This is a genomic window from Xanthomonas sp. F4 (assembly GCF_011761895.1).
In genome coordinates this window covers 959,085-980,941 of record NZ_JAASQX010000001.1, presented here as the reverse complement: position 1 = coordinate 980,941, position 21,857 = coordinate 959,085, and the positions used below count along the sequence as shown (strand labels likewise).

Annotated in this window: 17 protein-coding genes; 12 read left to right on the top strand and 5 right to left on the bottom strand. The window is 70.9% G+C overall.

Going from position 1 to position 21,857, the window contains the following annotated elements; translation table 11 throughout:
* Positions 1-52: 52 nt before the first annotated feature.
* Together FHR66_RS04415 and FHR66_RS04410 are read left to right on the top strand one after the other, a co-directional pair.
* Positions 53-370, top strand: coding sequence for a hypothetical protein (locus FHR66_RS04415; protein ID WP_317843524.1), 318 nt, complete (start codon positions 53-55; stop codon positions 368-370).
* A 545-nt stretch (positions 371-915) separates the two neighbouring features.
* The gene (locus FHR66_RS04410) at positions 916-2,016 is read left to right on the top strand and encodes a Glu/Leu/Phe/Val dehydrogenase (RefSeq protein ID WP_167087452.1); all 1,101 of its coding nucleotides are present in this window, start codon (positions 916-918) and stop codon (positions 2,014-2,016) included.
* A gap of 119 nt (positions 2,017-2,135) precedes the next feature.
* Here the strand turns inward: FHR66_RS04410 and FHR66_RS04405 are convergent, their stop codons facing one another.
* Complete coding sequence (locus tag FHR66_RS04405; RefSeq protein WP_260302656.1) at positions 2,136-4,958, bottom strand: autotransporter serine protease; 2,823 nt, start codon at positions 4,956-4,958, stop codon at positions 2,136-2,138.
* Positions 4,959-5,159: 201 nt separating this feature from the next.
* Between FHR66_RS04405 and FHR66_RS04400 the strand changes: the two genes are divergently transcribed.
* The 6 genes from FHR66_RS04400 (at position 5,160) to FHR66_RS04375 (ending at position 10,600) form a co-directional block, all read left to right on the top strand.
* On the top strand, positions 5,160-6,335 hold the full coding sequence (locus FHR66_RS04400; protein WP_167087448.1) for a thiolase family protein: 1,176 nt from the start codon (positions 5,160-5,162) through the stop codon (positions 6,333-6,335).
* 122 nt (positions 6,336-6,457) lie between these two features.
* Positions 6,458-6,799 (top strand): hypothetical protein, encoded by a 342-nt coding sequence (locus FHR66_RS04395; RefSeq protein WP_167087446.1) that lies wholly within the window; start codon positions 6,458-6,460, stop codon positions 6,797-6,799.
* Positions 6,800-7,396: 597 nt separating this feature from the next.
* A complete protein-coding gene (locus tag FHR66_RS04390; RefSeq protein WP_160948353.1) occupies positions 7,397-7,750 on the top strand; it encodes a hypothetical protein in 354 nt (117 codons plus the stop codon).
* Positions 7,751-7,880: 130 nt separating this feature from the next.
* Complete coding sequence (locus tag FHR66_RS04385; RefSeq protein WP_208417127.1) at positions 7,881-9,590, top strand: diguanylate cyclase; 1,710 nt, start codon at positions 7,881-7,883, stop codon at positions 9,588-9,590.
* Positions 9,591-9,695: 105 nt separating this feature from the next.
* Positions 9,696-10,241 carry a polymer-forming cytoskeletal protein gene (locus FHR66_RS04380; protein ID WP_167087444.1) on the top strand — a complete coding sequence of 182 codons (546 nt, stop codon included), beginning with the start codon at positions 9,696-9,698 and terminating at the stop codon, positions 10,239-10,241.
* Positions 10,238-10,600, top strand: a complete 363-nt coding sequence (locus FHR66_RS04375) for a hypothetical protein (RefSeq protein WP_010342294.1) — start codon at positions 10,238-10,240, stop codon at positions 10,598-10,600. Before FHR66_RS04380 ends, FHR66_RS04375 begins: the two co-directional genes overlap by 4 nt.
* A gap of 902 nt (positions 10,601-11,502) precedes the next feature.
* Here the strand turns inward: FHR66_RS04375 and FHR66_RS04370 are convergent.
* Complete coding sequence (locus FHR66_RS04370) at positions 11,503-13,158, bottom strand: acyl-CoA dehydrogenase family protein (RefSeq protein WP_456361740.1); 1,656 nt, start codon at positions 13,156-13,158, stop codon at positions 11,503-11,505.
* 96 nt (positions 13,159-13,254) lie between these two features.
* Between FHR66_RS04370 and FHR66_RS04365 the strand changes: the two genes are divergently transcribed.
* Genes FHR66_RS04365 through pdeM form a run of 4 tightly spaced genes read left to right on the top strand, consistent with a single transcriptional unit; the run spans position 13,255 to position 19,028 of the window.
* The gene (locus FHR66_RS04365) at positions 13,255-14,259 is read left to right on the top strand and encodes a ligase-associated DNA damage response exonuclease (protein WP_167087440.1); all 1,005 of its coding nucleotides are present in this window, start codon (positions 13,255-13,257) and stop codon (positions 14,257-14,259) included.
* Positions 14,256-15,848: an ATP-dependent DNA ligase gene (locus FHR66_RS04360; RefSeq protein WP_167087438.1), complete on the top strand. Its 1,593-nt coding sequence runs from the start codon at positions 14,256-14,258 to the stop codon at positions 15,846-15,848. The genes FHR66_RS04365 and FHR66_RS04360 overlap by 4 nt, the downstream gene beginning before the upstream one ends.
* Positions 15,845-18,391 carry a ligase-associated DNA damage response DEXH box helicase gene (locus FHR66_RS04355; protein WP_167087436.1) on the top strand — a complete coding sequence of 849 codons (2,547 nt, stop codon included), beginning with the start codon at positions 15,845-15,847 and terminating at the stop codon, positions 18,389-18,391. Before FHR66_RS04360 ends, FHR66_RS04355 begins: the two co-directional genes overlap by 4 nt.
* Positions 18,381-19,028 (top strand): ligase-associated DNA damage response endonuclease PdeM, encoded by a 648-nt coding sequence (pdeM, locus tag FHR66_RS04350; RefSeq protein ID WP_167087434.1) that lies wholly within the window; start codon positions 18,381-18,383, stop codon positions 19,026-19,028. The genes FHR66_RS04355 and pdeM overlap by 11 nt, the downstream gene beginning before the upstream one ends.
* A gap of 373 nt (positions 19,029-19,401) precedes the next feature.
* Here pdeM and FHR66_RS04345 read toward each other — a convergent pair whose 3' ends face one another.
* The 3 genes from FHR66_RS04345 to FHR66_RS04335 form a co-directional block, all read right to left on the bottom strand.
* Positions 19,402-20,670, bottom strand: a complete 1,269-nt coding sequence (locus FHR66_RS04345) for an FAD-dependent oxidoreductase (protein WP_167087432.1) — start codon at positions 20,668-20,670, stop codon at positions 19,402-19,404.
* A gap of 95 nt (positions 20,671-20,765) precedes the next feature.
* Positions 20,766-20,972, bottom strand: a complete 207-nt coding sequence (gene cspE / locus FHR66_RS04340; RefSeq protein ID WP_003488188.1) for a transcription antiterminator/RNA stability regulator CspE — start codon at positions 20,970-20,972, stop codon at positions 20,766-20,768.
* 88 nt (positions 20,973-21,060) lie between these two features.
* Positions 21,061-21,807, bottom strand: a complete 747-nt coding sequence (locus tag FHR66_RS04335; protein WP_010342285.1) for an S-methyl-5'-thioinosine phosphorylase — start codon at positions 21,805-21,807, stop codon at positions 21,061-21,063.
* Between the last annotated feature and the right edge of the window lie 50 nt (positions 21,808-21,857).

The window sequence follows — 21,857 nt, the reverse complement described above, 5'->3', positions numbered from 1 at the left end:
CGCGGCGTTTCCTCCGGCGTCGGCACCCCGCCGATGCCTTCGGAGAAATCGCATGTTCGCTCGTCCCTTGTTGCTGGCCTCCCTGCTCGGCGGCGCGCTCGCCGGCGGCATGGCCGTCGCGCCCGCGCAGGCGCGCGAGGTGGTGGAACTGTCGGTCCGCGCCGCGCCGCCGCCGCCGCGGGTGGAACGGGTGGTGGTGCGTCCCGGCTATGTCTGGATGCCCGGCTACTGGCAGTGGAACGGGTACCACCACGTCTGGGTCGCCGGCCGCTATGTGGTGGAACGGCCGGGCTACGTCTACGTCGGCCCGCGCTGGGAGCACTACGGCCCCGCCTATCGCTTCCACGCCGGGTACTGGGTCCGCCGCTGATGCATCGCCCCACAGCGCCGCGCGTGACCGCCATGCTGGCGGCGCGCGCGGCTGCGTGCCCACCGATGCATGGCCGCCGGCCCGCATGGCGTACCGCGACACACGCGGTGCCGGCGTTCGGCCGCTGCCCGCTGCGCAGCTGCGAAGAGACTTCAGCCCCGGCGCCGACTGTCAGACGTCGGGGCTGAAGCCCCTCCCACAATGCAATCGCATTGTCGGCGGCCGCCACGGGACTGACCGCCGCCGCTCGCCCGCTCTTCCCCGTCCGCCGGGCACCGCCTCCACCGAGAGCCGCCCTGGTCCGCGATCTCAGCATCGGCCCGGGCAAACGGGCACGCTGCCGTCCCTTGCGTCGCACAGCACGGCGAGATGCCCGCACCGCGGGGCCATGGCGTCATCGCGCGGGCAGCCGGCAATTGCTTTAAAATGCCGGCATCGCGACGCTCAGGGCCTGTTCCGGAACCGTCGCGTTTTTGTTTTGCGCCACCCACCAGGCACGTTCCTGGACCATGGTGCCTGACACCTGCAACGCCAGCGGAGCCCCCATGCTTTTCGAAACGCTAGCCAACACCGGCCACGAACAGGTCGTCTTCTGCCACAACCGCGACGTGGGACTGCAGGCGATCATCGCCATCCACAACACCGTGCTCGGCCCCGCGCTGGGCGGCGTGCGCATGCGCCCCTACGCCAACACCGAGTCCGCCCTGCAGGACGCGCTGCGGCTCAGCCGCACCATGACCTACAAGAACGCGCTGGCCGGGCTCAACATCGGCGGCGGCAAGGCGGTAATCATCGGCGATCCGAAGAGCGACAAGTCCGAAGCGCTGTTCCGCGCCTTCGGTCGCTACGTCGATTCGCTGGGCGGCCGCTACATCACCGCCGAGGACGTCGGCACCGACGTCAACGACATGGAGCAGATCTACCTGGAAACCGAGTACGTCACCGGCGTGCACCAGGTACACGGCGGCTCCGGCGACCCGGCCCCGTTCACCGCCTACGGCGCGCTGCAGGCGCTGATGGCCTCGCTGCAACGCAAGTTCGGCCACGAGGAGATCGGCAAAACCAGCATCGCCGTGCAGGGCCTGGGCCACATCGGCATGGAGCTGGTGAAGCTGCTCAAGGAACGCGGCGCCAAGCTGTACGTAACCGACCTGGACCCGGCGCTGGTCGCGCGCGCCGTGGCCGAATACGGCGCCGAATCGGTCGACCCGGACGACATCTACGACGTCGCCGCCGACGTGCTGGCGCCGTGCGCCATGGAGAGCGCGCTCGACGAGGCCAAGCTGCCGCGGCTCAAGGTCAAGATCGTCTGCGGCACCGCCAACAACCAGTTGGCCAATCCCGCCGTCGGCGAGGAACTGCACCGCCGCGGCATCCTCTACGCGCCCGACTACGCGGTCAACGCCGGCGGGGTGATGAACGTGTCGCTGGAGATCGACGGCTACAACCGCGAACGCGCGATGCGATTGATCCGCAGCATGTACCACAACCTCGGCAAGATCTTCGACCTGTCCGAGCGCGAGAACATTCCGCCGCAACAGGCCGCCGACCGCATCGCCGAGGCGCGCATGCAGGCGATCGGCAAGCTCAAGCTGCCGCTGGGCCGCACCGCACCGCGCTCGATGGGCCATCTGCGCGGCGAGTGACGCCGCGCGCCGCCTGCGCCGCAGGCGGAAGAGCCACAGATCGCAGGGCCGGGACACCCCGGCCCTGCCTGACTGATCGACCCCGAGCCGGCGCAGCACGCGCCGGACGGATACGGGACTCAGAAGCCCAGGCGATAGTTCAGCGACACCGCGCGGTCGTCGCCGCGCGGCCCGAAGCGCTGGTCGTAGCCCAGGCCCAGCAGCGCGCCGTTCCAGCGCGTCTGCAGGCTGGCGCCGAACAGCCCGCCCGAGCGCGCCGGCTGCAGGTCCACCAGCGGCGCCCACGCGTTCACGCCGACGAAGCTGGCCTGCCGCTCCAAGCCCTGCGTGGCCAGCGTCTGCTGCCACTCGGCATAGCCCTGCAGCGACCAGCCGCGCCCGCCGAATCCGCCCCGCAGGCCGGCCAGCGCCTGGCTGCGCGAGGAACTGGCCGCGCCGGCCATCAGCCCGAAGCCATCGCCGCCCTGTTCGCGGAAGCCATCGCTGTCGATGCGGCTGTAGTCAGCGCCGGCATACGGGGTCAGCCACGCCGGGCCGCGCCCGAACCGATAGCCGACCTCGACGCTGGAGGACAGGAAGCGCCCGGCATAGCGGCTGGAGGCGTCGGCGACGGTGTCGCCAAGCAGCAGGCTGCGGTCGAGCTGGCGCTGGTACTGGCCGCTGCCCAGTTGCGCCAGCGCGTAGGCATTGCCGGCCATCGCACCGAGATAGGCCTGGCCCTGCACCTGGCGGTTGCGGCTGCGGTCCAGGCTGCCGGCATCGCTGGCGCGGCTCTCGCCGAAGGCGACGCCGGCGACGAGATGGTCGTTCAGGCGCAGGTCCTGGCCCATCAGCCAGCCATCGAGTTGGAACTCGCTGCCGGCGAAGCTGCCCTGCCCGGTCTCGCCCAGGCGCTGGCTCCAGGCGCCGACCGCGCGCGGTCGTTCGACCAGCGTATCGAAGCGGCTGGACAGCGCGCGCCGCTGCAGGTCCATGGTGTCGAAGGTCATCGCGGTGGCCGCGGCATGCGCCTCGCCGGACAGGCTGCGCAGCGTCGCCGACGCCGCCGCCACGCTCGGCGACTGCTGCACTGCGCCGGCCGCCTTGAGCAGGGCGCCGTCGACCGTGGCCGGGTCGTGGCTCAGCTGCGTGTTGAGCTGCGCGAACGCCGCATCCACGCGCGTCGCCGACGCCAGAGTCGCCGCAGTGATGTTGCCGAAACTGGCCGCGGCGGCGGTGACGCTCAGCGCCTGCACGGTGATCGAGGCGCTGGTGGCGTCGTAGGACAGGAACGAGGTCAGGAACACGTTCGACGGCGTGGTCACCGAGGCGAACGTGCCGGTGAGCCCGCCGTTGGCCTCCAGCACCCTGTACGCGGTGTTGTTGACCACGTAGTCGCGCTTGCCCAGCACGTACAGCGAACCGCCCTGCAGGACGGCGCTGCCGCCGACCGAGAGCTTGTCGCCGACCAGCAGGGCCAGCCGGCCGTTGCTGCTCTGCACGTAGTTGCCGCTCAGGCTCAGGGTGGCCGCGCCGACCTGGAAGGTGCCGGCATTGGCGACGCTGCCGCCGAGCGCGCCGGTGCCGACGAAGGTGGCGCCATTGCTGATCGCCACGTTCGAGCTGCCCAGGCTGGCCGCGCTGAGTGTGCCGCCCTGCACCTGGGTGTCGCCGCTATAGGTGTTCTGGGTGCCGCTCAGGGTCAGCGTGCCGCTGCCCTGCTTGATCAGGCCGCCGCTGCCGGCGATGTCGTTGGCCCAGGTCGAGCTGCCGGTGAAGCCCACGGTCACGTCGCCCCAGTCGAAGCGGCCAGGTCCCTGCACCGCCTTGCCGACGTTGAGCAGGCCGTAGCCGAAGGTCGCGTCCACGCCCGGCGTGCCCAGGTCGGTGGCGGTGCCGAGCAGGGTCTGCCGGACCAGGTCGTTGGTGAAATACGGGAAGGCCTGCCAGACCAGCGCCGCCGCACCGGACACCAGCGGCGCCGCGAACGAGGTGCCGCTGCCGTAGTAGTAGTCGGGGTTGCTGGCGGAGGTGGCCTTGGGATCGACGAACACCTCGGTGCCGGGCGCGACTAGGCAGTAGCGCATCGCCGCGCCACAGGCGTTGGAATACGAGGCCAGCTGCGTGCCGGTGCTCGAATCCGTCGCCGCCACCACCAGCCAGCCGCGCTCCAGGTCCGCCGCCGGCAGGGTACCGTTGGGGCCGGACTTGCTGGGCAGCGAAGCGATGTCCGAGGGTGTGGACTTGGATTCGTTGCCGGCGGCGAACACCACCAGGCCACCGTTGCCGATCACGAACGGGCGGTACTCGGCGGCGATGGCGTTGGTCGAGTTCAGGTCGGTCCAGTAGATGCCGCCCCAGGAGTTGTTCATCACCTTGACGCCGGCATTGATCAGGTCCTGGTGGACCTGGGTCAGGCCCAGCCCGCCACTGACCTGGTTGCCGCTGCCGCTGCCGTCGTCCTTGGGCGGGGTATCGGCAATGATGCGTGCGGACACGATCTGCGCGCCCGGCGCGATGCCGCCCGGCCACTGCCCGACCGACTTGCCCGCCGCCAGCTGCGCCACGGTGGTGCCGTGGCCGTCGACGTCGTCGACCTTGGTGTTGTTCTGGCTCGGATCGACGTAGATCAGGTTCGACACCACCCGCCCGGCCAGCGCCGGATGGTTGCGGTTGACGCCGGTGTCGACCACGCCGATGCGGTAGCCGCTGCCGTCGTAGCCGGCGCTGTGCGCGGCCAGCGTATTGGTCAGGGTCAGATGCGCGTCGAACGCCGGCTGCGGCGGAGGTGGCGAGGTCGGCGGCGGTGACGTCGGCGGCGGAGGGGGCGGCGGCGGCGGTGGGGGCGGAGGCGGCGAGGTCGGCGGCGGACTGCCATGGACCAGATTGCCGCCACCGCCACCGCCGCCACCGCACGAGGTCAGCGCAACCGCCACCGCGGCCGCCAGCAGCGACCGTGCCATCAATGCCCGCATGTTCTTCCCCTCTACCTTGATCTGCCGCACCGACCGGTGCCATTCCATTCATCGGACGTCGGCGACGGCGATGACCCACGCCAATCTACACCGAAACAGCGTTCGCGGAACGGCCACCCCGGGCACCTGCGATTGGCAGAACCCGCGCCGCGGCCGATAATCGGAAAACCACTTTCGTAAGGGTTTGCCATGACCGAGATCGTCATCGCCGCGGCCAAGCGCACCGCCATCGGCGCGTTCCTGGGCCAGTTCAACGGCGTACCCACGCCGACGCTGGGCGCCGCGGCCATCCGCGCCGCGCTGGAGCAGTCCGGCATCCCCGCCGCGGATGTCTCCGAAGTCATCATGGGCTGCGTGCTGCCGGCCAATCTCGGCCAAGCTCCCGCCCGCCAGGCCGCGCGCGCGGCCGGCGTGCCCGACGGCACCGGCGCCACCACCATCAACAAGGTCTGCGGCTCGGGCATGAAGGCGGTGATGCTCGGCCACGACCTGATCAAGGCCGGTTCGGCCAGCATCGTCGTCGCCGGCGGCATGGAGTCGATGAGCAACGCGCCGCACATGCTGCCGAACTCGCGCACCGGCAACCGCTACGGCAACTTCCAGGCGGTCGACCACATGGCCTGGGACGGCCTGACCAATCCCGACGACGGCCAGGCGATGGGCGTGTTCGGCGAGGCCACCGCGGAGAAGTTCGGCTTCAGCCGCCAGGACCAGGACGCGTTCGCGATCGAATCGGTGAACCGCGCGCAGGCCGCGCAGCGCGATGGCGCCTTCGCTGCGGAAATCGTCCCCGTGACCGTCGCCACCCGCAAGGGCGAGGTGCAGGTCGACAGCGACGAGCAGCCGGGCAAGTCCGACGTGACCAAGATCCCGGCGCTGAAGCCGGCGTTCAAGAAGGACGGCACGGTCACCGCGGCCAGTTCCTCGAGCATCTCCGACGGCGCCGCCGCGCTGGTGCTGCTGGGTGCCGACGAGGCCGCGCGCCGCGGCGTCGCGCCGCTGGCGCGGATCGTCGGCCACGCGACCTTCTCGCAGGCGCCGGAATGGTTCACCACCGCACCGGTCGGCGCGATCCGCAAGCTGCTCGATCAGGTGGGCTGGAGCCTGGACCAGGTCGACCTGTTCGAGATCAACGAAGCCTTCGCCGTGGTGGCCATGGTGCCGATCAAGGAACTGGGCCTGGACCATGCCAAGATCAACGTCCACGGCGGTGCCTGTGCGCTCGGCCATCCGATCGGCGCCTCCGGTGCGCGCCTGCTGGTGACATTGCTAAATGCGTTGCGCAGCCGTGGCGGTCGCCGCGGAATCGCGACCCTGTGCATCGGGGGTGGCGAAGCGACAGCGGTCGCCATCGAATTGATTTGACTGGAATTAACCCCTGAAACACAAAAATGAATGCGCGTGCGCTTGACAGCCGACTTTGGCTTGTCATCATGTTGAGGGCGCGCATTCGCGCGTTGCCTAACTAAACGACGAGGATAGACACAATGAGCATCAACAAGCTGCTGATCGCAATGGCCCTGGGCCTGGCCCTGGCCGCGTGCTCGAAGCAGGAGCAGGCCCAGGACGCCGCGCAGTCGGCTAACGAAGCCGCCACCGACGCCCAGGCTGCTGCCGACCAGTCGGCTGCCGCCGGCGCCCCGACCGCCGACGCCTCTCAGGCTGCTGCCGACACCGCCGCGACCGCCGCCAACACCGCTGCCGACGCTTCGGCCGCTGCCGCCGCTGCCCCGACCGATGCCGCTGCCGACAAGGCTGCCGACACCGCCAAGGCTGCGGAAGACACCGCCGACAAGGCCAAGGACGCTGCTCAGGAAGCCAAGAAGTAATCACTTCTTGCTTTTTGCAGTCCTGAAAGAGCCGCTGGTCCGCCAGCGGCTTTTTCTTTGCCTGGCGATTGGCGGGTGCGACGACGAAAGGGTGCGATCGGCACCGCACCGCGCTGCTGCCTCCGGGCGATCGCAATGGCGGCGCTATCACGCCGCGACGCGCGCAGACGCCGCAGCGCTGCGCGCCCGGTGTCGTCGCACACGCTCCCCGCGGCACATGCCGCGCACGCACCCACGCCAACGTGAGGTTGCCGCTCCGCCGCGATGCAGGCGCCCACGCACGCACTGCGCGACACGCGGCAAATCTCCCCGCAAGCTGGGGCATGGCGGGCCCGGCTCGCCGACACTGCCATCGGGAATCGCGTACCGCCTTCGCGCCGGCGCACCAAGTACCGCGAATCGGCCGATGAAGATTTCGACCACTCCGTCCACCCGTGAACGCATGGCGCGCGCATGACAGGACGCGCTGGGCCGTCCCACGCCACACGTCCCTCCCTGCGCCGCCATCCTGAACACTTGCCCGCGCGCCTTGACGCAGGCTGCATGCGCGCCCGCCTAGGCTGCGCCGCGTCACCCACCCGTGGACGGAGAAGCCGCATGAACAAGACCCCGATCGTGGCCCTGCTGGGCGCCCTTGCACTGGCCGGCTGCCAGGGTCCCGAATCGCAGCAGGCGCAACGCGACGCCAAGGTCGCCGCCGAGCAGACCGGCGAAGCCGCCAAGGAAGCCGCGGGCCAGGTCGCGCAGACTGGGCGCGAGGTCGCCGCCGACGCGCGCGACGCCGCGCACCGTGCCGCCAATTCCGAGGCCGTGCAGGACGCCTCGGCCGCGGCCAAGGAAATGGCGGCCGATGCCAGCGAAGCCACCGCGAATGCGGCGCAGAAGGTCGCCGACAAGGCACGCGAGAACGCCAACGAAGACCCGCACAACGGCGACCGCGAGCGCCATTGAGTCACCTGCCGCTCCCGCACGTGCGGGAGCGGCAGCCGCCGTGCAGCGCGTGCCGTGCGCTGCTGCGTTTCGGCACGCTTTTTTGTGACGCCGGTCCAAGGCTGTTGCGGCGTCACAGTAGAATTTTCCGATGCCGATCCTTCTTCGCGTGCGGGCCAGAACGCGCCTCGCCCTGCTCTTCTCCGCCGCGGTCTTTGTGCTGATCGGCTTTGGCGTGTTCTCCGGGGCGCAACGCGCGATTTCCGACGCCGCGCGCGTCGCCCACACCCACGAAGTGCTGCGCAACATCGACGAGGTGCAATCCACCTTGCTGATGACCGAATCGGCGGTGCGCGGCTACGAGTTGACCGGCAACCAGGCCTATCTCACCACCTATCACGACAGCGCCGAGCGGGTGCCGCGACATCTGGCGCAACTGCGCAAGCTGGTCGCCGACAACCCCGTGCAGATCGCCAACGTGCAGGTGCTGCAGCAACTGGTGAATACGCGCCTCACGCAGATGCAACGGATGCTCGTCGTGTACCAACGCGACGGCCTGGAAGCGCTGCAGCGGGCGATGGCGCCGAACGTCTACCAGAGTTCCACCGCGGTCCGCGACCAGGTGCAGCAGATGACCGACGCGGAACTGCAGTTGTTGCAGAGCCGCGATCGCTCCAGTCAGCGCAGCGCGGACATGCTGCTGGGCCTGGCGCTGGCCGGCATCCCGTTCGGCCTGGGCAGCGTCGGCGTGGTCTATGCGTTGCTGTTCCGCGAACTGCGCAACCGCGCCAACGCCGAGCAGGCCGCCTCGATCGCCAACGAGAAGATGGAAGCGGGCATCCGCGAACTGGAGCGCACCAGTGCCGACCTCAACGCGCTCAGCCGCTACACCGGCCTGCTGCAGAGCTGCGCGGAACCGGCCGAGGCGCTGACGGTGACCGCGCGCCTGCTCGCCGCGCTGATGCCCGACACCGGCGGCAGCGTCTACCTGCTGCGCGCCTCGCGCGACCGCGCCGAGCAGATCGTCAGCTGGGGCCAGCCGCCGGTCGGCAGCGAGCCGGCCGTGGCACCGCAGGATTGCTGGGCCTTGCGCCGCGACAAGAGCCACTTCGTGCACGCACAAGGCCACGACTCGGCCTGTGCGCATCTGCGCGAGGATCCGTACGCCGCCGGCGCCAGCACCGCCTGCATCCCCTTGTCGGCGCAGGGCACGCAGCTGGGCTTCGTGTTCCTGGCCGGGCGCGGCGCTGGCCCACTGCCGCGCGTCGCCATCGCCGAGGCCGCCGCCGAGCAGTTGTCGCTGGCGCTGAGCAACCTGCGCCTGCGCGAGTCGCTGCGCCTGCAGTCGATCCGCGACCCGCTCACCGGCCTGTTCAACCGGCGCTACCTGGAAGAATCGCTCAACCACGAACTGGCCCGCTGCGGGCGCCGGCAGATGCCGCTGTCGCTGCTGATGCTGGACGTGGACCACTTCAAGCAGTTCAACGACCTGCACGGCCATGGCGGCGGCGACAGCCTGCTGGCCGCGGTCGGGCAGATGCTGTCGGCACGGCTGCGCGGCGAAGACATCGCCTGCCGCTACGGCGGCGAAGAGTTCACGGTGATCCTGCCGGAGACCGACACGGAACAGGCGCAGGCCATCGCCGAACAGATCCGCAGCGCCGCCCAGCAACTGAGCGCCAGCGTGGACGGCAAGGCGCTGCCGGCGGTGACCATGTCGCTCGGCGTGGCCAGCTATCCGCGCGACGGCGTGGTCGCCACCACCCTGCTGCGCAAGGCCGACGCGGCGCTGTACCGGGCCAAGCGCTGCGGCCGCAACCAGGTGCAGGCCTACGACGCGTCGCTGGACGGCATGGGCTGAACCGGCGGCGGCGACACGCCCAGCGGCCGTTTTGAAGAAAGCGTCACAAAACCGACGCGATAGAGCGGCGATAGTCGCGCTTCCCCCGACTGGAGACGACAGCCCATGTCCATCTGGAAAGACCAGGGTCCCGCGCGCAAGGATGGCCTGCCGCCCGTTCCCGGCAACGGCGCATTGCCGCCGGAGCCGCGCCCGCCGGGCGACACCGCCCCCGGCGAACCGCTCGCCGCGGTCGCCGCCGCCGCGCCTGCGGCCCGCGCACCCGCGCCCGCCCCGGCGGCGAAGGAATCGCTGATCGCCGCCGACATCAGCATCGAAGGCAAGATCGAGGGCACCGGCCACATCCGCATCGCCGGCAAGTTCAAGGGCGACGTCAACGTGCAGGGCGATCTCACCATCGAGACCGGCGCCAAGCTCAGTGGCGGCGTGCGCGCCGACAAGGTGGTCATCGCCGGCGAGCTGGAGGGCAACATCGAATCGGCCTCGCGGGTGGAGCTGCTCGCTTCCGGCGCACTGATCGGCGACGTCAAGGCCGGCTCGCTGACCGTGGCCGCCGGCTCGCGCATGCGCGGCCAGGCCGACTTCGGCTGGGACGACGACAAGCACGCCCGCAAGGGCGGCAAGCCCGCGGAGTCCGACGCCGGCGCATGAGCAGCCCGCGTCCCGGCAGTCCGGGGGCGACCCGGACCTGCCCGCACTGCAAGGCCACCATCCTCGAAAGCGCCAGCGTCTGCCCGGCGTGCAAGCACCACCTGCGCTTCGATTCGGCGGTGCTGCAGCAGTCGGCGCCGTCGGCGCTGGTGCCGCTGCGGGTGGAGGGCAGCATCCGCCATCCGGACGACGGCAGCGCCTGGGAATACACCGTGCTGGTCAGCATCCGCAACGGCCGCGGCGAGGAGATCAAGCGCCAACTGGTCGGCGTCGGCGCCATGCTCGACGGCGAGGAGCGCAGCTTCACCCTGTCGGTCGAGGCAACGCCGGTGCGGGGCGGGAAACGCGGGAGGCATTAGCGCCTTTGGCGCTGGGATTGGGGATTGGGGATTGGGGATTCGCGGGAGCCTAGCCCCTCTCCCACCGGGAGAGGGGTTGGGGTGAGGGTACGGCTGCGCGCCGCCTGTGGTGCTGCACTTACTGTGCGGTTGCGCTGGCCGTCGTACCCTCATCCGCCCCTTCGGGGCACCTTCTCCCGGAGGGAGAAGGAGTTGCCGGCCCGTTTCCTTCCAGCGGATGAGGCCGCCATGGGCTGCCATGCCGCGCATCTAAAGCACCGTAGAAGCCTAGCCCCTCTCCCGCCGGGAGAGGGGTTGGGGTGAGGGTACGGCTGCGCAGCGCCTGTGGTCGCTGCACTTGCTGTGCGGTTGCGCTGGCCGTCGTACCCTCATCCGCCCCTTCGGGGCACCTTCTCCCGAGGGGAGAAGGGAGCGCCAGCCAGTCGATTCCGAGTTGGCGAGGGCGCGATGGGCGACATGCCGCACGCCCATGGCATTGCAGACGCTTAGCCCCTCTCCCGTCGGGAGAGGGGTTGGGGTGAGGGTACGGGCGCAGCCACGTACAGTCAGAACGACATGGCGCACGGTCGCCCCCTCATCCGCCCCTTCGGGGCACCTTCTCCCGGAGGGAGAAGGAGTTGCCGGCCCGTTTCCTTCCAGCGGATGAGGGCGCCATGGGCCGCCATGCCGCGCATCTAAAGCACCGTAGAAGCCTAGCCCCTCTCCCGCCGGGAGAGGGGTTGGGGTGAGGGTACGGCTGCGCAGCGCCTGTGATCGCTGCACTTGCTGCCTGGCAACGCTGGCTGCCGCCCCCTCATCCGCCGCTTCCGTGCACCTTCCCCCAAAAAGGGAGCCGTGGTCCCGGAGGGAGAAGGAAGCGCCGGCCGTCCGTGCCCACAGGGCGAGGGCGCGATGTCGCACGCCTACGGCAAGGCGCGCGCCAGCAGTTCCTCGACCGGCACACCCGCCTCCAGCGTGCCGAAGGCCAGGCCGTGCGCGCCGGCAAGGCGGCTGCGTACGAAGCTCGCGGCTGCCGGGCTGGCGCTGCGCAGCAGCACCGCCGCCTGCAGGGCCAGCGTCAGGCGTTCGGCCAACTGGCGCGCGGTGTACTCGTCGGTGGACGCGGCGCCGCTCAATGGCGGGCGCAATGCGTTCACCGCTGCGTCGTAGGCCGGGTCGGTGCCGGCCGCCGTCTCCAGCTCCGCCAGCACCGCAGCCGCGCTGGCGGGTTCGCGCGCCAGCGCGCGCAGCACGTCCAGGCACTGGATGTTACCGCTGCCCTCCCAGATCGAATTCAGCGGTGCCTGCCGGTACAGCCGCGGCAGGATCGACTCCTCGACGTAGCCGGCGCCGCCCAGGCATTCCTGCGCCTCGTTGACGAAGGCCGGCGCGCGCTTGCACAGCCAGTACTTGCCCAGCGCGGTGGCGATGCGCGCGAACGCCGCTTCCGACGCGTCGGTGTCGGCCGCGTCCACCGCGCGCGCCACGCGCAGCGCGAACGCGGTGGCGGCTTCGGATTCGAGCGCCAGATCGGCCAGCACGTTGCGCATCAGCGGCTGCTCGATCAGGCGCTTGCCGAACGCGATGCGATGCCGCGTGTGGTGCAGCGCCTGCGCCAGGGCCATGCGCATCTGCGCGGCGGCGGCGAGCATGCAGTCGAGGCGGGTCAGCATCACCATGCCGATGATGCGCGCCACCCCGCGTCCCTCCTCGCCGACGCGCTGCGCCCAGGCACCGGCGAATTCCACTTCGCTGGACGCGTTGGACCAGTCGCCCAGTTTGTCCTTCAACCGCATCAGCCGCAGCGCGTTGAGGCTGCCGTCGGGCAGGCGCCGCGGCAGCAGGAAGCAGGTCAGGCCACCCGGCGCCTGCGCCAGCACAAGGAAGCCGTCGGACATCGGCGCGGAGAAGAACCACTTGTGTCCGACCAGGCTGTACGCGCCGGCGTCGTCCAGCGGCGTGGCGACGGTGGCGTTGCTGCGCACGTCCGAGCCGCCCTGCTTCTCGGTCATGCCCATGCCCAGGGTGATGCCGGCCTTGTCGGCGATCGGCACATCGCGTGGGTCGTAATGCGGCGCGGCGGCCTTGTCGGCCCATTCGCGCAAGGCCGGGTCCTGGCGCAGCACCGCGACCGCGGCGTGGGTCATGGTCAGCGGGCAACTGGTGCCAGCTTCGGCCTGGTGGTGCAGGTAGCTCAGCGCCGCGCGCGCCACGTGTGCGCCCGGCTGCGGGGCATGCCAGGACAGCCCCGCCACGCCATGGCGCTTGGCCGCGTCCAGCAGCTGGTGATAGGCCGGATGGAACTCGACCGTGTCGATGCGGTGGCCGTAGCGGTCGTGCGTGCGCAGCCGCGGACGGTCGCGATTGGCGTCGAAGCCGAGCCGGTACAGCGTGTCGCCGGCGAGCGCACCGTAATGCGCCAGCGCCGCGGCGAAGGCGTCGGCGCCTTCGCGTGCGCTGGCGGCGCGCAGCACCGCGTCATCGGCCCACAGATCGCGCGGTTCGAACGGCGGCGGCTGGTTGTCGACCGTATGCGTGGCGAACGCCGGCAGGTCCGTGTGCATGCATCTCCCTCCCAGAAGCGCTTGGCGCATTGTGGCCGATCCGTCGCGCCGCCGCGAACGCGCATGGCGGATTCTCATCTCCTGCACACCGGCTTGGACACAGTGACGGCCATGCCGAATGCCGCTTCCCAGGACCTGGTGGTGCTGCGCCCGGAAGGGCTGTACTGCCCCGCCGGCGACTTCCATATCGATCCCTGGCGGCCGGTGCCGCGTGCGGTCATCACCCACGGCCATGGCGACCATGCGCGCTCGGGCATGGGCGAGTACCACTGCGCCGCCGCCGGCCTGCCGATCCTGCGCTGGCGACTGGGCGAGCAGGCCTATCGCGCCTACGACTACGGCACCCGCTTCACGCTGGGCCGGGCGCAGGTCTCGCTGCATCCGGCCGGGCATGTGCTCGGCTCGGCGCAGGTGCGCATCGAGGTGGATGGCGAGGTCTGGGTGGCCTCGGGCGACTACAAGCGCCAGCCCGATCCGACCTGCGCACCGTTCGAGGTGGTGCGTTGCGATACCTTCATCACCGAGGCCACGTTCGCCCTGCCGGTGTACCGCTGGCCGGACACCAGCGATGTCGCGCGCGAGATCGTCGCCTGGCGCCGCGAGTGCGGCGCGCGCGGCGAGGCCGCCGTGCTGTTCTGCTACGCGCTGGGCAAGGCACAGCGCGTGCTCGCCGAACTGCAGCCGTGGGACGACCAGCCGGCGCTGCTGCACGGCGCGGTGGCGGCCGGCGTGGCGGTGTACCGCGAGGCTGGCGTGGCGATGCTGGACACGCGCACGGTGTCCGAACTGGACAAGCGCGCCGACTACGCCGGGCAATTGGTGCTGGCGCCGCCGTCGGCCGCCGGCAGCCCGTGGCTGCGCCGTTTCCGCCACGCGCAACTCGGCTTCGCCTCGGGCTGGATGCGACTGCGCGGCAACCGCCGCCGCCGCAACTACGACCGCGGCTTCGTCGTGTCCGATCATGCCGACTGGCCCGATCTGCTGCGCACCATCGATGAAACCGGCGCACGCCGGGTGATCGCCACCCACGGCAACACCGACGCGATCATCCGCGCACTCAACGAACGCGGCGTTGCCGCCGAGGCGTTCCGCACCGACTACGGTGGCGAGGAATGAAGCGCTTCGCCGCGCTGTATCGGCAACTGGACCAGAGCACCGCGACGCTGGACAAGCGCGCCGCGCTGGTCGCGTATTTCGAGCAGGCGCCGCCGGCCGATGCGGCCTGGGCGATCTGGCTGCTCAGCGGCGGCAAGCTGCGACGCATTGCCAACACCCGCGAACTGCGCGAGTGGATCGCGCAGGAAAGCGGCCTGCCCGGCTGGCTGGTGGACGACAGCTACGACCACGTCGGCGATCTCGCCGAGACCCTGACCCTGCTGCTCGACGATCCGGCGGAAACGCCGGACCCGGCGCCGCTGCGCGACTGGATCGAAGACCGTCTGCTGCCGGTGGCCGCGCAGGACGACGCCGCACGCCGCGCCGCGGTCGTGGCCGGCTGGCGCAGCCTGGCCTTCGACGAACGCCTGCTGTTCAACAAGCTGCTGACCGGCGCGCTGCGCGTGGGCGTGTCGCAGCGGCTGGTGCAGCAGGCGCTGGCGGCGATGTCCGGGATCGACATCGCGCGCATCGCCCAGCGCATGCTCGGCGCGTGGTCGCCGACGCCGCAGGCGTTGGAACAGTTGCTGTCCGACGAGGTGCTGCCCAGCGACCGCCAGCAGCCCTACCCGTTCTTCCTCGCCTCGCCGCTGGAAGCCGAGGCCACCACGCTCGGCGCGCTCGACGATTGGCTGCTGGAATGGAAGTGGGACGGCATCCGCCTGCAACTGATCCGCCGCGACGGCGAGGTGGCGCTGTGGTCGCGCGGCGAGGAGCGCCTGGACGGGCGCTTCCCGGAGATCGAAGCGGCCGCGGCGACGCTGTCGCGCGATGCGGTGATCGATGGCGAACTGCTGGTCTGGCGCGACGGCGACACCGCGCCGCTGCCGTTCACCGCGCTGCAGACCCGTATCCAGCGCCGCAAGCCCGGCGCCAAGACCCTGGCCGACACGCCAGCGCGGGTGCTCGCCTACGATCTATTGGAACTGGATGGCCAGGATCTGCGCGAGCAGCCGCTGCAGCAGCGCCGCGCGCAGCTGCAGGCATTGCTGGAGGCGCATGCCGATCCGCGCCTGACCCTGTCGCCGCAGGTGCAGGCCGCGACATGGGAACAGGCAGCGACGCTGCGCGAGGATTCCCGCGTGCGCGGCGTGGAAGGATTGATGCTCAAGCGCGCCACCTCGCCCTACCAGTCCGGTCGCCGCCGTGGCGACTGGTGGAAATGGAAGGTCGCGCCGCTGACCATCGACGCGGTGCTGCTGTACGCGCAGGCCGGCCACGGCCGGCGCAGCACGCTGTACACCGACTACACCTTCGGCCTGTGGGACGGCGAGCAACTGGTGCCGGTGGCCAAGGCGTACTCCGGGCTGGACGACAGCGAGATCCTGGCGCTGGACCGCTGGATCCGCGCGCACACCACCGAGCGCTTCGGCCCGGTGCGCGCGGTGACGCCGTATCAAGTGTTCGAGCTCGGCTTCGAGGCGGTGAATCGCAGCAGCCGGCACAAGTCCGGGATCGCCGTGCGCTTCCCGCGCATCCTGCGCTGGCGCCACGACAAGCCGTTCGCCGAGGCCGACCGCTTGACCACGCTGCAGGCGCTGGCGCGATGAGCGCAGCGGCGGCGCGCCGGCGCCCGGCCGATGCGCCGCTGTACGCCTGGTTCGCGCAGCAGGGCTGGCAACCGTTGCCGTTCCAGCGCGCGCTATGGCGGCATTACCTGGACGGTGGCTCCGGGCTGCTGCACACGCCCACCGGCAGCGGCAAGACCCTGGCCGCGTTCGGCGGCCCCTTGCTGGAGGGCCTGCGTGCGCAGGCCGCGGCAGCCACCAGGAAGCCCGCACGCGGCGGCAGTAACGCCAGCGCCGCGGCCAAGGCCGCCAAAACCGCCACGTCGCCGCGCGCGCGCCGGCAGGCGCAGCGCGATCTGAAAGTGCTATGGATCACCCCCTTGCGCGCGCTCGCCGCCGACACCGTGCGCGCGCTGCGCGAACCGGCGCAAGCGCTGGGCCTGGACTGGCAGATCGGCCTGCGCACCGGCGATGCCAGCGCGCGCGACAAGCGCCTGGCACGCAGTGGCAAGCTCGATGTGCTGGTGACCACGCCCGAATCGCTGGCGCTGCTGCTGTCCTATCCCGACACCGCACCGCAACTGGCGACGCTGCGCTGCGTGATCGTCGACGAGTGGCACGAACTGCTCGGCAACAAGCGCGGCGTGCTGCTGCAACTGTGTCTGGCGCGGCTGCGCGGCTGGGCACCGGCGCTGCGCACCTGGGGCCTGTCGGCCACACTCGGCAACCTGGACGAGGCGCGCGACGTGCTGCTGCCGCACTTGCCGCAGGCGCCGATCGTAGCCGGAGTCAAGCCGCGCACGCTGACCCTGGAAACGCTGGCGCCGGCGGTCGGCGAGCGCTTCCCCTGGGCCGGTCACCTGGGTCTGGCGCAGTTGCCGCGGGTACTGGAAAAACTCTTCGCGGTGCGCACCAGCCTGCTGTTCACCAATACCCGCGCGCAAGCCGAGCTGTGGCACCAGGCGCTGACCTCGGTGTGGCCGGAAGAGGCGCACACCCTGGCCCTGCACCACGGCTCGCTGGACCCGGCGCTGCGCAGCGCTGCGGAACAAGGCCTGCGCGATGGCAGCCTGCGCTGCGTGGTGGCGACCTCGAGCCTGGACCTGGGCGTGGACTTCCCGGCCGTCGACCAAGTGCTGCAAGTCGGCAGCCCCAAGGGCGTGGCGCGGCTGCTGCAGCGCGCCGGCCGCGCCAAGCATCGCCCCGGCGAGGCCGGCCACGTGCTGTGCGTGCCTTCGCACGCGCTGGAACTGGTCGAGTACGCCGCCGCGCGCCGCGCCATCGCCCACGGCCGCATCGAATCGCGGCCCTCGCCGCGGCTGTCGCTGGACGTGCTGGCCCAGCACTGCATCACCTGCGCGCTGGGCGGCGGCTTCGCTGCCGATGCGCTGTACGCCGAATTGCGCGGCACCGCCGCCTTCGCCATGCTGGATGCACCGACCTGGCAGGCGGTGCTGGAGTTCGTCGTGCAGGGCGGACGCGCGCTGGCGCAGTACCCCGACTACCGCAAGGTGGTGCTGGACGCGGACGGCCTGTACCGCGTGCACGACCGCCGCATCGCCCTGCGCCACCGCCTGTCGATCGGCACCATCACCAGCGACGGCAGCGTCGCGGTGCGCTTCCTGCGCGGCGGCCGCCTCGGCGCGGTGGAGGAGCAGTTCGTCGGCCGCCTGCGCCGCGGCGACCGCTTCCAGTTCGCCGGGCGCCTGCTGGAACTGGTGCGGCTGGAGGACATGACCGCCTACGTGCGCCTGGCCAAGGGCGGCGACGGCAGCGTGCCGAAATGGATGGGCGGGCGCATGCCGCTGTCCTCGGAACTGGGCCGCGAGGTGGAGGCGGTGTTCGCCGATCCGCGCGGCGAGGCCGAACTGCGCGCGCTTGCCCCGCTGCTCGGCCTGCAGCGCGCGCTGTCGGACCTGCCGGCGCCGCAGCGGCTGCTGGCCGAGCGCGTGCGCGCCCGCGACGGCCAGCACCTGTTCGTGTACCCGTTCGCCGGACGCCAGGTGCACGAAGGCCTGGCCGCGCTGCTGGCGCTGCGCTGGGGCCGACGGCAGCGCAATACCTTCAGCTTCGCCGCCAACGACTATGGCTTCGTGCTGTCGCCGGCGGAGGACGCGCCGATCGACGCGGCGCTATTGCGTGAGTTGCTGAGTCCGGCGCAGTTGTTCGAGGATCTGCGCGAGAGCCTCAACCTGGGCGAACTGGCGCGACGCCAGTTCCGCGAAATCGCCCGCGTCGCCGGCTTGTTGCCGCCCAGCCTACCCGGCCGCCTGCCGCGCAGCCTGCGCCAGCTGCAAGCCTCCAGCGGCCTGCTGTACGACGTGCTGAGCCGCTTCGATCCCGAGCATCTGCTGCTCGCGCAGGCCGAGCGCGAGGTGCTGCAGGGCCAGATGGAACTGACCCGGCTGGCCGCCACCCTGGACGATTGCGCCGCGCGCGAGCTGGCGCTGCACAGCCCACGCAGCCTCACGCCATTGGCGTTCCCGCTGTGGGCCGAGAGCATCCGCGGCCAGCTCAGCACCGAGGACTGGAAGGCGCGGGTGATGCGTGCGGCGGCGCAACTGGAGCAGCGCCATGCGCGCTGAACTGGACTGGCTGCTGGCCGGCGAACCGATGCGCCTGCTCGGCGACCGCGGCCTGTACTGGCCGGCGCGGCGGCGCCTGCTGATCGCCGATCTGCACCTGGGCAAGGCCGACGTCTTCCGCCGCGCCGGCATCGGCCTGCCCAGCGGCGGCACCGCGCTCGACCTGGCGCGGCTGTCGGCCTTGCTGCAGGCGCAGGACGCGGCGGAACTGTGGATCCTCGGCGACGTGCTGCACGGCGCCGCGCCCGATGCCGACTGGCAACGCCAATGGCATGCGTGGCGCGCGCAGCATCCGCAGTTGCGGGTGGCGGCGATCGCCGGCAACCACGACCGCGCCCTGGCCGGCGCCGGGCTGAACATTGCCCTGCTCGGCACCGAGGTGGAGGACGGCCCGTTCGTGCTACGCCACGATCCGGCCACGGATACGCAGCGCCACGTGCTGTGCGGTCACCTGCATCCGCTGGTCAAGCTGCCCGGCCTGCGGCCGCGCTGGCCGGCGTTCTGGCTGCGCGACGGCATGACGGTGCTGCCGGCGTTCTCGCACTTCACTGCCGGTGTCGCCCCGGTGCTGGCGCCGGGCGAGCGCCTGGTCGCCTGCGTCGAAGGCGCGGCGTTGGTGTTGCCTGTGGCGACGTAGGTCGGGTGCGGCTTCGCCTGGCCGATCGGCGATAGACACCTTGAGGACGTATCACTTGTGGGAGGGACTTTAGTCCCGACGCTTCCGCCATCACGGCGTCGGGGCTGAAGCCCCTCCCACAGTGCAATCGCAATGCGTTGCGTGAGTGCATGCGTGCGTGCGTGCGTGCGTGCGTGGCCACGCTGCCACGGGAAGCTTCGGTATCGCGCCGCGCAATGCATGAGCGCGGCCGAAACAGCAAGTGCACTGCCTTTTGTGGGAGGGACTTCAGTCCCGACGCGACCAGCTGACCGGCGTCGTGGCCCGCTACACTGCGATAGCGCGTCGCTGCATGCGAGGAATGCCTTCGGCTGGATCGGCGCTACCGTTTCCGCTACGAAGGCGCAGCGTCGGTCTGCACCGACGCGGTCCGTGCTGCCAGCTCCTGCAGCGTTTCCAGAAACTCCGGCGCCAGCGGCAGCGTGCCGAACCAGCCGTGCTGGGTGCCGCTGAGCACGCGCAGCATGTGCCCGCGGCCGCCAGGCATGCGGCCGGCCGGACGCATGCCGACGTCGCGCAACCGCGCCGCCAGGTCGCGCTCGGACTGGAACAGCGGGGTCAGCCAGCGGCTCCAGAACTGGTACACCGCCACGTGCGCCTGGCGCTGCGCCTGGTAGCGCGCCAGCGCCGTGTCGATGTCCGCGGCGGTGCGCAGGCTCTCGCTCAACGCCCAGGCATCCATCAGCGCCATGTTGACGCCCTGCCCCAACTGCGGGCTCATCGCGTGCGCCGCATCGCCGGCCAGGACCAGGCGGCCGCGGTACCAGTGCCGCTGCACCGCATCGCGGTAGCTGGCGCGGGCCAGCTGCGCGGGTGCGTCGATCTGCGCCAGGCGTTCGCGCGCCTGCGGCCACAGCTGCGCGATCTCCTCCAGCCACGGCTGCATGCCGCGCGCCTGCCAGGCATCGAAATCGGCGGTCGGCAGGCTCCAGAAGAAACTCACCCGCGGCTCGGCATCGCCGGGGCGGGTGCCCACCGGCAGCAGGCCGATCATCTTGCGCGCGGCCACGTAGCGCTGGCGCAGTTCGTCGGCGAAGGCCCAGTCGCCGCGCGGCAACAGGCACCACAGCGCGCCCCACGGATACATCCGGTCCAGCCGCGTCGCCTGCACCTGCGCGCGCAGCGCCGAGGCCGAGCCGTCGCAGGCGATCACCAGGTCGAATGGCCCGTGCCAGCGGCCATGCTGGTCCTGCACCCGGCGCAGCGTGTCGTCGATGGCGACGATACGCGTATCGCGCTGCAGCGTGGCGTAGCCGTCCCAGGCCTGCGCCAGCAGGGCGAACAGGGCGCCGCGCTGCAGGCCCAGCCCGAACAGGCGCGCGTCCAGGTCGCGGTAGCGCATGTCCATCACCGCGCGTCCGCACGGGGTCTCGCCATAGAGGCGGTGCACCGGCGCACCATAGGCCAACGCCTGCTCCAGCAGGCCGATCCGCCACAGCACCTGCAGGCCGGTCGGCTGCAGCAGGAAGCCGGCACCCACCGGCCCGGGCTGCGCCGCACGCTCGAATACCTGCACGCGGTGCCCGTCGCGCGCCAGCAGCAGCGCCAGCGTCTGGCCCGCCGTGCCGTAACCGACGATCCCGATCTGCAGTCCTTGCTTCATTGCGTCCACCGCCTGCCGACGCCGACACCACGGCGTCTCCCATAAAAAACCCCGCCGAAGCGGGGTTCAAGGCACAACCGAGTCAACGCGAGCGCTTACTCGACCGGCGTGATATTCGAGGCCTGCGCGCCCTTCGGACCCTGGGTCACGTCGTAGCTGACACGCTGTCCTTCCTGCAGGCTGCGGAAGCCCTTGGAGTTGATCGCGGAGAAGTGCGCGAACACATCGGCGCTACCGTCTTCCGGAGAAATAAAACCAAATCCCTTGGCGTCGTTGAACCACTTGACGGTACCGTTCGGCATGGTGATGCGAGACCTTTTGCAGTGAATGGGTGGTGGTTGTGCGGCAGCCGCACCGGCGGAGTATGCAAAGCTTGCGCAGCGAAGACAATCACCCGCGCGCCAGTTCCCCCACCAGCTCCGGCAGCCCGACCGAGGCCGCCTCGACATTGGCCAGCACCTCGGCCAGGGTGATCTCCTCGGCGTCGCCGCAGCCGGCCGCCCAGTTGGCCACGATCGCCAGGCAGGCGTAGTCCAGGCCCAGCTCGCGCGCCAGCCCGGCTTCGGGCATGCCGGTCATGCCGACCAGGTCGCAACCGTCGCGGCGCAGCCGCGCGATCTCGGCGATGGTTTCCAGGCGCGGCCCCTGCGTGGCGGCATAGCAGCCGCCGTCGACCAGGGCGGTGCCGGTGACACGCGCGGCGGCGAGGATCTTGCTGCGCAGCAGCGGCGAATACGGATGGCCGAAATCCACGTGCAGCACCTCGCTGCCCGGCTCTTCGCACAGGGTGGAGATGCGCCCCCAGGTGTAGTCGATCAGCTGGTCCGGGCAGGCCAGCACGCGCGGGCCGAAGCGTTCGGTGATGCCGCCGACGGTGTTGAGCGCCAGCACCCGCGTGGCGCCGATCTGCTGCAACGCAGCAAGGTTGGCGCGGTAGTTGATCTTGTGCGGCGGCAGCGAATGGCCTTCGCCATGGCGGGCCAGGAAGGCGACGCGGTGGCCGAGCAGCGTGCCGACCCGCACCGGGCCGGAGGGCGCGCCGTAGCGCGTTTCGACCTCGTGGGTCTGCACGTCGTCGAGCTGCGCGAGCTTGTAGACGCCGGTGCCGCCGATGACGGCCAATGCGATGTTGTCCATGCGGATCCTCGAACGAAAGGGACGCGTGCGCCGGCGATGCGCGCCGGCAA

Excerpts from the sequence above, each read along its gene's own strand:
- FHR66_RS04415 (WP_317843524.1), top strand. The coding sequence starts at position 53 with ATGTTCGCTCGTCCCTTGTTGCTGGCCTCCCTGCTCGGCGGCGCGCTC.
- FHR66_RS04410 (WP_167087452.1), top strand. The coding sequence starts at position 916 with ATGCTTTTCGAAACGCTAGCCAACACCGGCCACGAACAGGTCGTCTTC.
- FHR66_RS04405 (WP_260302656.1), bottom strand. The coding sequence starts at position 4,958 with ATGGCACGGTCGCTGCTGGCGGCCGCGGTGGCGGTTGCGCTGACCTCG.
- FHR66_RS04400 (WP_167087448.1), top strand. The coding sequence starts at position 5,160 with ATGACCGAGATCGTCATCGCCGCGGCCAAGCGCACCGCCATCGGCGCG.
- FHR66_RS04395 (WP_167087446.1), top strand. The coding sequence starts at position 6,458 with ATGAGCATCAACAAGCTGCTGATCGCAATGGCCCTGGGCCTGGCCCTG.
- FHR66_RS04390 (WP_160948353.1), top strand. The coding sequence starts at position 7,397 with ATGAACAAGACCCCGATCGTGGCCCTGCTGGGCGCCCTTGCACTGGCC.
- FHR66_RS04385 (WP_208417127.1), top strand. The coding sequence starts at position 7,881 with ATGCCGATCCTTCTTCGCGTGCGGGCCAGAACGCGCCTCGCCCTGCTC.
- FHR66_RS04380 (WP_167087444.1), top strand. The coding sequence starts at position 9,696 with ATGTCCATCTGGAAAGACCAGGGTCCCGCGCGCAAGGATGGCCTGCCG.
- FHR66_RS04375 (WP_010342294.1), top strand. The coding sequence starts at position 10,238 with ATGAGCAGCCCGCGTCCCGGCAGTCCGGGGGCGACCCGGACCTGCCCG.
- FHR66_RS04365 (WP_167087440.1), top strand. The coding sequence starts at position 13,255 with ATGCCGAATGCCGCTTCCCAGGACCTGGTGGTGCTGCGCCCGGAAGGG.
- FHR66_RS04360 (WP_167087438.1), top strand. The coding sequence starts at position 14,256 with ATGAAGCGCTTCGCCGCGCTGTATCGGCAACTGGACCAGAGCACCGCG.
- FHR66_RS04355 (WP_167087436.1), top strand. The coding sequence starts at position 15,845 with ATGAGCGCAGCGGCGGCGCGCCGGCGCCCGGCCGATGCGCCGCTGTAC.
- pdeM (WP_167087434.1), top strand. The coding sequence starts at position 18,381 with ATGCGCGCTGAACTGGACTGGCTGCTGGCCGGCGAACCGATGCGCCTG.
- FHR66_RS04345 (WP_167087432.1), bottom strand. The coding sequence starts at position 20,670 with ATGAAGCAAGGACTGCAGATCGGGATCGTCGGTTACGGCACGGCGGGC.
- cspE (WP_003488188.1), bottom strand. The coding sequence starts at position 20,972 with ATGCCGAACGGTACCGTCAAGTGGTTCAACGACGCCAAGGGATTTGGT.
- FHR66_RS04335 (WP_010342285.1), bottom strand. The coding sequence starts at position 21,807 with ATGGACAACATCGCATTGGCCGTCATCGGCGGCACCGGCGTCTACAAG.